Raw genomic sequence first — 9,527 nt, 5'->3', positions numbered from 1 at the left:
TCACCCCGCACCCGGGCCGGGCGTGCCGCGCTTGCCCCGCCGCCCCCCGACCCCCCCGGCGGGCGCGACACGGCGCCCCGCCCGACTTCCCCCCCCGGCCGTTCGCGCATAAAAGCAGGTGAACGGGGGTGGCGGCCCCCGGTAGGGTCCGGCGGGTGACGAACTGGCGTGAGATCTACGAGAACGACTGCGCGCTGCCCGCGGGGCCCGGGCTGGACGAGCTGGTCGCGGAGCTGGCGGAGGCCCTGGGGGACCCGGACCCGGAGATCCGGGACGGTTACCCGTACGCGGTGCTGGCGGCCTGGATCGAGCGCGGGGTGATCGACGCCGAGCGGTGTCTGGCGCTCGGCGATCTGATGGTGGAACGTTTCGCCCATCCGCGGATCGAGGCCCGGACGTTCGCCCCGCTCGTCCTGGTGATGGTCGTGAACCAGGGCCACCTCAGGCCCGGGTGGATCGACGCGTTCGCCGCCTGGTACCGCTCGGAGGCCGACCTGCGCGGCCGTGACGAGACGCTCGGCTGGCTGCACGCCGTGGCGCACGGCGCGGACCTGCTCGGGGTCTGCGGTCTGCGGTCCGAGGTCGACCCCGCACCGCTGCTGGGGCTCGCCGCGGAGCGCCTGCTCGCACCGACCGACCACCTGTTCGCCGAACGGGAGGACAACCGGCTCGCCAGGGCCCTCGCCCTCGTCCTCACCCGCCCCGACCTGACGCCGGAGCGGTCGACCGCCTGGCTGTCGACGGTGGGCGACGCGTTCGTCGGGATGGAGCGCGGGCCGATGCCGGTCTGGGCCTCCAACACACTCCGCACCCTGCTCGCCCTGTACGCCCTGGCGGACCTCGGGGTGCCCACGGAACGCGGGGGGAACCCCGTCCCGCTGGCTCACGGCGCCGCGGTCAAGACCCGGCTGGCCGAGGTGCTGCGCCCGGTGTTCCCGTACGCCTGAGACGGCGGACGGCGGACGGCGGGCAGCGGACGGCCGACAGTCTGCGTGAGAAGTCGGACGGGCCGACGTCTCACGCAGGCGTGTCCGGGCCCCGGCGGCCTACGAGGGGCGGCGTCCCCAGCAGGTGACCATCATCCAGGCGGTGTCGCTGAAAGCCGGGTCGTCCAGGTGGGCGACGGCCGCCGTGATCTGCTCGGCGGTCATGAGTCCGGTGGCGATGAGCCCGGGGGTGGCCCGGGCGAAGCACCGGCGCCAGAACGCGTCCGCCTTCTCGTCCGTGCCGCACACGGCGACGCGGATGGTCATGCCGATGTCGGTGAGGCCGGAACGGGCCATGGCCGCGGGGATGCGGCGGGCCCAGGAGTGGTCGGTGCCGTGGGTCCGGGCCGGCAACTGCCGGCAGGCCTTGAGTAGTTCGGCGAACCGCGGACAGGGGGAGGCGGAGGCCGCGGTGGCGACCGTCCCGCGCAGCACCCGGGGCGCGTCGGCCTCGGCGGCCCGGCGCAACCGCCCGGCGGGCAGCCGGAGGGCGTAGATGCCGACGCGCTCGATCTCTCCGGTGGCGACGCGGAGCGTCACCGAGAAGGTGTGCCCGTCCGGGGCCGTGAAGGCCACCATGTCCCGGAAGGTCGCCTCGTCCGGCACCTCGGCCCGGGAGAGGGGGAGCAGTCGCTGCGCACCCTCGGGGGTGAGGCCTTCCCGGGTACGGAAGTACAGGTTCGCCGTGTCGTGCGGGATCCCGGGGGCGTCCAGGACCTCGTCCAGGGGCCGGATCCCGTCGAGGTGCACCCAGGTCTTGACCAGGCCCCGGACCGCGTCGAAGTCGCACAGCTCCGTCGAACCGTCGTGGAGGGAGCTCCAGGCCGAGATCAGGCCGATCGCTCAGCCTGTGACGGATGGTTCGCCAGGCTCCCGAATGCTCACAAGTAGCCGAATCGGAACGATTGTGTCCGATCGTCAGCTGGTCTGCGTGAGATCTGTGGTGCGAACCCGACCGTGTGTGGCGGGTCGCTGTTAGGCTGCGCGCCTGAATACGAACTCTCCACGATGTAAAAGGACTTGGAAGAGAGGGTGAAGGACTCCCGTCCTCCACTGCCGCCCGCCGACACCCGAGGATGCGTGTGAGACCCGAAGACGTCCCCCTGCTGTTCCAGGAGTTGGCCCGCGAGTTCGCGGACGCGACCGGCATGTCGGTGGCGGCGACCGGGTCGTTGGCCCGCGGCGACCACCGCACCGGACCGGGCGGCGAGGTCCTCTCCAACCTCGACCTGGTCCACGTCGTGGCCGAGGACGCGGACGTGCCGGACGTCCGCGCCCTGGTGGGGCGCAGGATGCGGCGGATCGCCGACACCTTCCGGATCGAGACGACCTCCGTCATCGCCAGGCTGCCGGCCTTCCGGCAGGCGGGCCACGCCCACTACCGGATCAGCATGCGGCGCGAGTGGTTCTGCGACGGCCTCGGGCTCGGCCCTGAGGCCTTCGAGGGCCCCGGCCGCGACGAGGACGACCTTCGGACGGCGCTCGCCTGGATGATGCAGCCCGTCCCCTACTACCTGTCGAAGGCGACGGCCGTGGACCCGACGACCAACCTCGCCAAGGCCCGTAGGGCCGCGACGCGGCTGGCCGACCGGTTCGACCTGGCGGCTGTGCGCGACGGACTCGACGACCTCCCGGGCACACTGCGCACCCTGATCGCCGAACACGGCGTCACCCCGCTGGAGTCCACGGCCCGTTACCTCGCGGCCCCCACCCACCCCGACATCGCGCAGCTCGTCCGCGACGCGGTCTTCGTCGAGAGCATGGGCCTGCCCTCCGCCGACTCGATGGTCGTCCTGCTGCCGTCCGCTCCGAACTGACCGGCCGTCCCGAACTGACCGTCCGCTCCGAACTGACCGGCCGTCCCGAACTGGCCGCGTCCGTCCCGAACTGATCGGCCGCTCCGAACTGGCCATCCGTCCCGAACAGGCCGTCCGTCCCGAACCGACCCGTACCGGAGAACGCCCATGTCCACCCGGCAGCACGTGGAGATCCTGCCCCCGCACCCGCTGCGGGCCGGCTACGACCGGTCCCTGGCCCGCGGCTCGATCGCCGACGACTTCCAACGGCGCCTGGAGCCGGGCAACTTCAACCCCGGCTACCTCGGCGCCCTGACCGAGCGGGTCGAGCGGGCGCTGGGGGAGGACCCGGCGGACGAGACCATGCGGTGGCGCCTGGCGTTCCTGCTGCTCCAGAACGACGCCACCGCGGCCGCCGTCGAACGGGCCGAGGCCCTGCTCACCGGAGCCACCCTCCCGCAGGCCGTCCGCCTCGCCCACCTGGTGGCCGGCATCCGCGGCCGGGCCGACCAGCCGCGCACCGGCCGTCGGGTCCGGCGGGTCAACTGGTCGATCAACAACCGCTGTCCGATGTCCTGCCAGGGCTGCTACAACCCGTTCGCCGCGGAGCAGATCGACCTGGCCCAGGCGGACCTGATCATCGGGAAGCTGGCCGCGCACGGCACCACCGACCTGGTCCTGGCCGGCGGGGACCCGCTGCTCTGGCCGCCGATCTTCGACGTGGTCGACCACGCCGTCGAGGCCGGCCTCAAGGTCGGTCTCGACACCACCGGCTACACCCTCACCGCCGGGAAGCTCGCCCGGCTGCGCGGGCTGTCCTCGTTGCGGCTGCCGCTGGACGCCGTCACCGCGGACGTGCAGCGCGCCTTCCGGCGCAGCCCGGACGGCAACCTCCTGCGGGCGCTGCTGGACTCCCTCGACCTGTGCGACGCCGAGGGCTTCGACCGGGTGCGGGTGCACACCGTGGCGAGCGCCGAGAACCTCCACCAGCTGCCGGAGCTCGCGGCCGAGGTGATGTCCCACCCGTCGGTCGCCCAGTGGGTGATCTTCCAGTGGTGGGGCCGACGGGCCTCGCCGGCCACGGTCCGCCGGCTCGGGGTGGCGGTCGAGGAGGTCCGCGAGGTCGTGGAGGCGATCCGCCGGGACCACCCCGGCCGGGAGATCCACCTCGCGGAGAGCAGTCAGCGGGAGCTGCTGAACTGGATGATCCAGTCGAGCGGGCAGGTCGTCACCTTCGGGTCGGGGGCGGAGGAGGAGTTCATCCTGGGCAACCTGCTGACGGACGAGGTGGAGGAGATCCTGACCCACCCGATCCTGGACTTCGAGGCGATGTCCCGGGGGATCCCGGTCACCCCGGGGACGGTGTTCGGCCCGGCGGACGCCGCGCGGGGCTGACGCCCCCGGCGGCCTGGCTGATAACGGAACGGTTGCGGAGCCCGCCATTCCCGTGCCCGGGGCTTGACGGCACGGGGAGGGCGGGCGTTTGCTGTGTCCGCTCGTTGGAACCTGTTTGGTTCTGGTTTGTTTTGTGTGTTTGAACGTTCAAAACAGCCGAGCTACCCCCGTTGCCCCCGCCATGCCCCATCACCCCCTTCGCACCACAGCCTTCCGGCGCCACCCCACCGAGAGGAATGCAATGTCACACCTTTCCCGACGCGACCTTCTCCGCGCCTCCGGAGCCGGCCTGCTGGCCGTCGCCGCCGGCGGCACCCTCGCGGCCTGCGGCGGCGGCTCCGGCTCGGGAGGCGCCGCCGGCGGGGACGCCGACACCGGCACGATCACCGTCTGGTCCTGGGCCACCGCCGCCGACGCCCTGCGCGGGATCGTCCCGGCCTTCGAGAAGGACAACCCGGGGATCAAGGTCGACGTCCAGGACATCGGCGAGCCCGCCATCTGGGACAAGATCACCGTCGGCCTGGCGGCCGGCGGCCAGGGCCTCGGCGACGTCCTGCACATCGGCTGTGACTACCTGCCCGGCTACCAGGAGAAGTTCCCCGGCGGCCTGGCCGACCTCTCCGCACTCGGCGCGGACGCCCACAAGGACAAGTTCGCCAAGGGCCTGTGGCCGGTCGTCAGCGGCAAGGACGGCCACGCCTACGCGCTGCCCTGGGAGGTCAACCCGCTCGGCTTCTTCTACCGCAAGGACTACTTCGACAAGGCGGGCATCGACCCCGAGACCCTCGCCACCTGGGACGACCTGATCGCCGTCGCGGACCGCTTCAAGGCCGCCAACCCGGGCGTCGCCCTGATCGGCGTGAACAAGGCCGCCAACCCCACCCCCGACCTGGACTTCCTCCAGGCGCTGATGCAGCTCCAGGGGGCCTTCTACTTCGACCTCCAGGGGAAGATCACCGTCGGCTCCGAGCCGGCCGTGCGTGCGATGACCATCATCAAGCGGCTGGAGGAGGCCGGGCTGATCGGCGACACCCCCGGCGTCCAGAGCTGGCCGCCGGTGATGAAGACCGGCAAGCTCGCGGTGGCCGCGATGCCCGCCTGGGTCGCGCACTACCTGGAGAAGAAGTTCCCCGACCAGAGCGGCAACTGGCGCCTCACCAAGCCCCCGGCGGTCACCCCCGGCGGCAGGCGCACCGCCCTGGTCAACTCCACCCACCTGGCCGTCGCCGCCTCCAGCCCGCGCCGCCGGGCCGCCTGGAAGTTCGTCGAGTACGCCGTCACCCGCCCCGCCTCGGTGAACGCCATGTTCAACGCGGGCGGCGTCTTCCCCGCTCTCACCGAGGCCTACACCGACCCGCTGTACGCGGCGCCGAGCGCCTTCTACGGCGGCCAGCCGGTGCTCAGGACCTTCGCCGACCTCGCCACCGAGGGCGGCGACCCCACCAACTACTCCGGCGACTACGCCCGCGCCCTCAAGCTCGTCAGCGACGCCCAGACCAAGGTCCTGCTCAAGGGCGCCGACCCGGCCGCCGTCCTCCAGGACGCCGCCAAGCAGCTCGCCCAGCAGACGGGGCGCGGTATCGTATGAGTGCCGCCAGCCCGACCGCCTCCGGCCTCGACGGAAAGTCCAGGCCGACCGCCTCCGGCCTCGACGGAAAGTCCAGGCCGAGTCGTTGGCGCCGCGGCGCGGTGCCCTACCTGCTGCTCGCCCCGGCGCTGCTCACCTTCGCCGTGTTCAAGGTCTACCCGATCGTCGACTCGCTGCTGCTGTCCTTCACCACCGGCGCCGGCAGCGCCACCCGCAACGCCGGCCTCGCCAACTACCAGCGTTTGCTGGATGATCCGCTGTTCTGGACGGCCCTGCGCAACACCGGCGAGATCCTCGTCGTGCAGGTCCCGCTGATGCTCGGACTGGCCCTGCTGATGGCCGTCGGCATCAACTCCGCCATGGTGCGCTGGCGTACGGTGTGGCGGCTCGGCGTCTTCATGCCCTCGGTCACCGGCCTGGTCGCCACCGGCGTGATATTCGCCTACCTGCTCAAGGCCGACGACGGCGCGGTCAACTGGGTCCTGAACGCCGTCGGCCTGCCCTCCGTCGACTGGCTGGGCCAGCCCGTCTGGGCCCGGATGGCCGTCGTCGTCGTGCTCACCTGGCACTACACCGGCTACAACGCCGTCATCTACCTCGCCGGACTCCAGTCCATCCCGCGGGAGTTGTACGAGGCCGCGATGGTCGACGGGGCCGGACCGATCCGCCGGTTCACCTCGATCACCGTTCCCGCGCTGCGCCCGGTGCTGCTGTTCACCGTCGTGCTCTCCACCATCGGCACGCTCCAGCTCTTCGACGAGCCGTACGTGCTGACCGGCGGCGGGCCTGACAACGCCACCCTGACCGTCGCCATGTACCTGTACCAGAACGGCTTCCGGTTCTTCGACTTCGGCTACGCCTCCGCCATCGCGTACGCGCTCACCCTGCTGGTGTCGGTGCTCGGTGCCGTCCAGATGCGCCTGATGGGAGAGCGCGAGAAGTGACCCCCAAGACCGTTACCCCCACCGGTACCACCCCCGAGAGCACGAACCCCGACGGCACGAGCTCCGGGAGCTCGGCCCCCCGGAGAGCGGCCCCCCGGAACCCGAACCCCCTCAAGAAGCTCCGCGGTTGGCCGCTGACGTTCCTCCTCGCCGGCGTCACCGGGCTGTCGATCGCCCCCTTCTACTGGCTGGTGGTCTCCTCCACCCGCAGGGACACCGAGGTCTTCGACTGGCCGCCCAAGCTGCTGCCCGGCGGGAGCCTCGGCGAGAACCTGAGCCACCTGGAGCAGAAGATCGGCCTGCTCCGGGTGGTCGGGAACTCCCTGCTGGTGGCGGGAGTCCAGACGCTCGGCGCGCTGGTCGTGGCGCTGCTCGCGGGCTACGCCTTCGCCAAGTTCCGCTTTCGCGGCCGCACCCTGCTGTTCGCGCTGCTGCTCTCCACCCTCGTGGTGCCCGAACAGGTCCTGCTGGTACCGCTGTTCAAGATGATGATGAACTTCGGCCTGCTGGACACCTACCAGGCGCTGATCCTGCCGGGCCTGTGCGTGCCGTTCGCCATCTTCCTGATGCGGCAGTCGCTGAGCAGCCTTCCGGACGAACTCCTGGACGCCGCCCGGGTGGACGGCGCGGGCGAGCTGCGGGTGCTGTTCAGCGTGGTGGTGCCGGTCATGCGGCCGGTGCTGGCGGCCCTGTCGATCTTCCTCTTCCTGGGCTCCTGGAACCAGTTCGTCTGGCCTCTGATCGCCCTGCGCAGCCCCGAGATGCACACCCTGCCGGTCGCCCTGGCGACGCTGCACGGCAACAAGTCCAACACCGACTACGGCGCGATCCTCTCCGGCACCGCGCTGTCCACCCTGCCGATGATGGTCCTCTTCCTGGTCCTCCAGCGGCAGTTCATCTCCGGCCTGCTGGCCGGCGCCACGAAGGGCTGAGCATGACCGAGACGAACGACGCCGCGGCCGAGGTCTGGGAGCCGCACGCCCCCACCGCCGCCGGGACCCCGCGACCGCTGGACGCCGACGGGCTGGACCTGCGGGTGAGCGGTACGGGCACGGTGCGCAGGATCGCCGACGGGGTGGTGGAGGTCAGCGCCGAGGGCAAGGGCGAGGTGCGGATCGAGTGGCGGGTGCCCTGCGTCGACGCCACCGCCCTCTGGACCCCCGAGCCGCGCGGCACCGGCTGGCTGCCCGCCGCCTGGAGCGCCCCGCGCCGCACCTCGCTGGCCAACGGCGCGCCGATCGCCGCGCTGGTCGGCACCGGGGACGTCGCCCTGTGCGCCTTCGCGGCCTGGCGCCCGGACGTGCTGGCCGGGGCCGGTGTGGTCGAGGAGACCGGGGAGTTCCGGTTCTGGGCCCAGGCGGCCGACCGGCTCACCGTCCGGATCGACACCTCGCGCCGCCACTTCGGCCGCGCCCTGGCCGACCTCGCCGCCTGGTGGGGCGAGGGCCGCACCGCCGACATCCCGGAGGCCGCCCGCCGTCCCGCGTACTCCACCTGGTACTCGATGCACCAGGACATCACGCCCGAGGGCGTCGAGACCCAGGCCGCGCTCGGCAAGGAACTGGGCCTGGACGTGATCATCGTGGACGACGGCTGGATGACCGCCGACCGCACCCGCGGCTACGCCCACTGCGGCGACTGGGAGCCGGTCTCGCTGCCCGACACCGCCGACCACGTCCGGCGGGTGCACGACCTCGGCGTGCGCTACATGCTCTGGTACGCGCTGCCGTTCATCGGCAAGGACAGCGCCGCGTACCGGGAGATCGGCCACCTCGCGCTGGCCGACGTCGCCCACATGGGCGCGATCGTCGCCGACCCGCGCCACCCCGAGGTCCGGGCCTTCCTCACCGACCGGCTCGCCCGGGCCGTCGAGGAGTGGGGCATGGACGGCCTCAAGGTGGACTTCGTCGACTGGTTCGCCCGGGCCGCCGAGAGTGCCGACGCCCCGCCGGCCCGCCCCGGTGCGGACTGCGCGAGCGTCGAGGAGGGCGTGGAACGGCTGCTCGCCGCGATCCGCGGCCGGATCACCGCCGCGAACCCGGAGGCGATGATCGAGCACCGCCAGCCGTACGTCAGCCCCGGCCTGTGGCCGTACGCCACCATGATCCGCGCCACCGACTGCCCGCTCAGCCCGCAGGAGAACCGGCAGCGGACCATCGACGTGCGGCTGGCCGCCGGGCCCGTCCCGGTCCACGCGGACATGCTGATGTGGCACCCCGGCGAGCCGGCCGAGCAGGTCGCCTGCCACCTGATCAACGTGCTGTTCTCGGTGCCCCAGGTCTCCGTCGACCTCGCCGCGCAGAGCGAGGGCCAGCGCGAGGCGATCGCCTTCTGGCTGGGCGTCTTCCGCGAGCACACCGCCACCCTCCAGCTCGGCGAACTGCTCCCGGCCCGCCCGGACCTCGGCTACCCGATGGTCACCGCGCGCGGCACCGACACCGTGGCCGTGGCCCGGTACGCCGCGCTGCCGGTGGACGCCTCCGGCGAGGACTGGCGGACCCTGCTGGTGGCCAACGCCGACGCCGACCCGGACGTCCGGCTCACCGGCGGCCGCGGGCAGGTGGCGGTGACGGTGCGGGACGCCCGGGGGCGTATCGTCCGGCAGGGCGAGGTCGAGCTGGACCGGGCGGACACGATCCCCGTGCCGCGCGGCGGGCTGCTGATCCTGCGCCGGGCCTGACCCGCGCCGGGCCTGAGTCCGCGCCGGGCCTGAGTCCGCGCCGGGCCTGACTCCGTGTCGGGCCCGCCTTCGAGTCGGGCTCGACCGTGTGCCGGGTCCGACTCCGTCCCGAGCCCCCGACCACCCCTGGAGAACCGC

The 9,527-nt window shown here is 72.5% G+C and carries 8 protein-coding genes; 7 read left to right on the top strand and 1 reads right to left on the bottom strand.

All coding sequences use genetic code 11. The features are described 5' to 3' along the window. Positions 1-155: 155 nt before the first annotated feature. A complete protein-coding gene (locus tag ACIQ87_RS30350; RefSeq protein ID WP_402412780.1) occupies positions 156-947 on the top strand; it encodes a DUF2785 domain-containing protein in 792 nt (263 codons plus the stop codon). A gap of 99 nt (positions 948-1,046) precedes the next feature. Here ACIQ87_RS30350 and ACIQ87_RS30345 read toward each other — a convergent pair whose 3' ends face one another. Continuing rightward, a complete protein-coding gene (locus ACIQ87_RS30345; protein ID WP_402412885.1) occupies positions 1,047-1,817 on the bottom strand; it encodes an aromatic prenyltransferase in 771 nt (256 codons plus the stop codon). A gap of 251 nt (positions 1,818-2,068) precedes the next feature. On the opposite strand from ACIQ87_RS30345, the gene ACIQ87_RS30340 reads away from it, so the two are divergent. From ACIQ87_RS30340 to ACIQ87_RS30315, 6 genes are all read left to right on the top strand, one after another. Further along, positions 2,069-2,803 carry a hypothetical protein gene (locus ACIQ87_RS30340; RefSeq protein WP_402412778.1) on the top strand — a complete coding sequence of 245 codons (735 nt, stop codon included), beginning with the start codon at positions 2,069-2,071 and terminating at the stop codon, positions 2,801-2,803. 147 nt (positions 2,804-2,950) lie between these two features. After that, a complete protein-coding gene (locus ACIQ87_RS30335; protein ID WP_402412775.1) occupies positions 2,951-4,177 on the top strand; it encodes a radical SAM protein in 1,227 nt (408 codons plus the stop codon). 241 nt (positions 4,178-4,418) lie between these two features. Further along, the gene (locus ACIQ87_RS30330) at positions 4,419-5,765 is read left to right on the top strand and encodes an extracellular solute-binding protein (protein ID WP_402412772.1); all 1,347 of its coding nucleotides are present in this window, start codon (positions 4,419-4,421) and stop codon (positions 5,763-5,765) included. After that, complete coding sequence (locus tag ACIQ87_RS30325) at positions 5,762-6,709, top strand: carbohydrate ABC transporter permease (RefSeq protein WP_402412769.1); 948 nt, start codon at positions 5,762-5,764, stop codon at positions 6,707-6,709. The genes ACIQ87_RS30330 and ACIQ87_RS30325 overlap by 4 nt, the downstream gene beginning before the upstream one ends. Further along, complete coding sequence (locus ACIQ87_RS30320; protein WP_402412766.1) at positions 6,706-7,641, top strand: carbohydrate ABC transporter permease; 936 nt, start codon at positions 6,706-6,708, stop codon at positions 7,639-7,641. The genes ACIQ87_RS30325 and ACIQ87_RS30320 overlap by 4 nt, the downstream gene beginning before the upstream one ends. Before the next feature lie 2 nt (positions 7,642-7,643). Continuing rightward, positions 7,644-9,389, top strand: a complete 1,746-nt coding sequence (locus tag ACIQ87_RS30315) for a glycoside hydrolase family 36 protein (protein WP_402412763.1) — start codon at positions 7,644-7,646, stop codon at positions 9,387-9,389. Positions 9,390-9,527 lie beyond the last annotated feature (138 nt).

This window comes from Kitasatospora sp. NPDC096204 (assembly GCF_044763205.1).
In the GTDB taxonomy this organism is placed as follows: domain Bacteria; phylum Actinomycetota; class Actinomycetes; order Streptomycetales; family Streptomycetaceae; genus Kitasatospora.
This window is presented reverse-complemented; position numbering and strand designations above follow the sequence as displayed.

Coding starts and splice junctions, on each gene's coding strand:
- ACIQ87_RS30335 (WP_402412775.1), top strand. CDS start 2,951: ATGTCCACCCGGCAGCACGTGGAGATCCTGCCCCCGCACCCGCTGCGG.
- ACIQ87_RS30325 (WP_402412769.1), top strand. CDS start 5,762: ATGAGTGCCGCCAGCCCGACCGCCTCCGGCCTCGACGGAAAGTCCAGG.
- ACIQ87_RS30330 (WP_402412772.1), top strand. CDS start 4,419: ATGTCACACCTTTCCCGACGCGACCTTCTCCGCGCCTCCGGAGCCGGC.
- ACIQ87_RS30315 (WP_402412763.1), top strand. CDS start 7,644: ATGACCGAGACGAACGACGCCGCGGCCGAGGTCTGGGAGCCGCACGCC.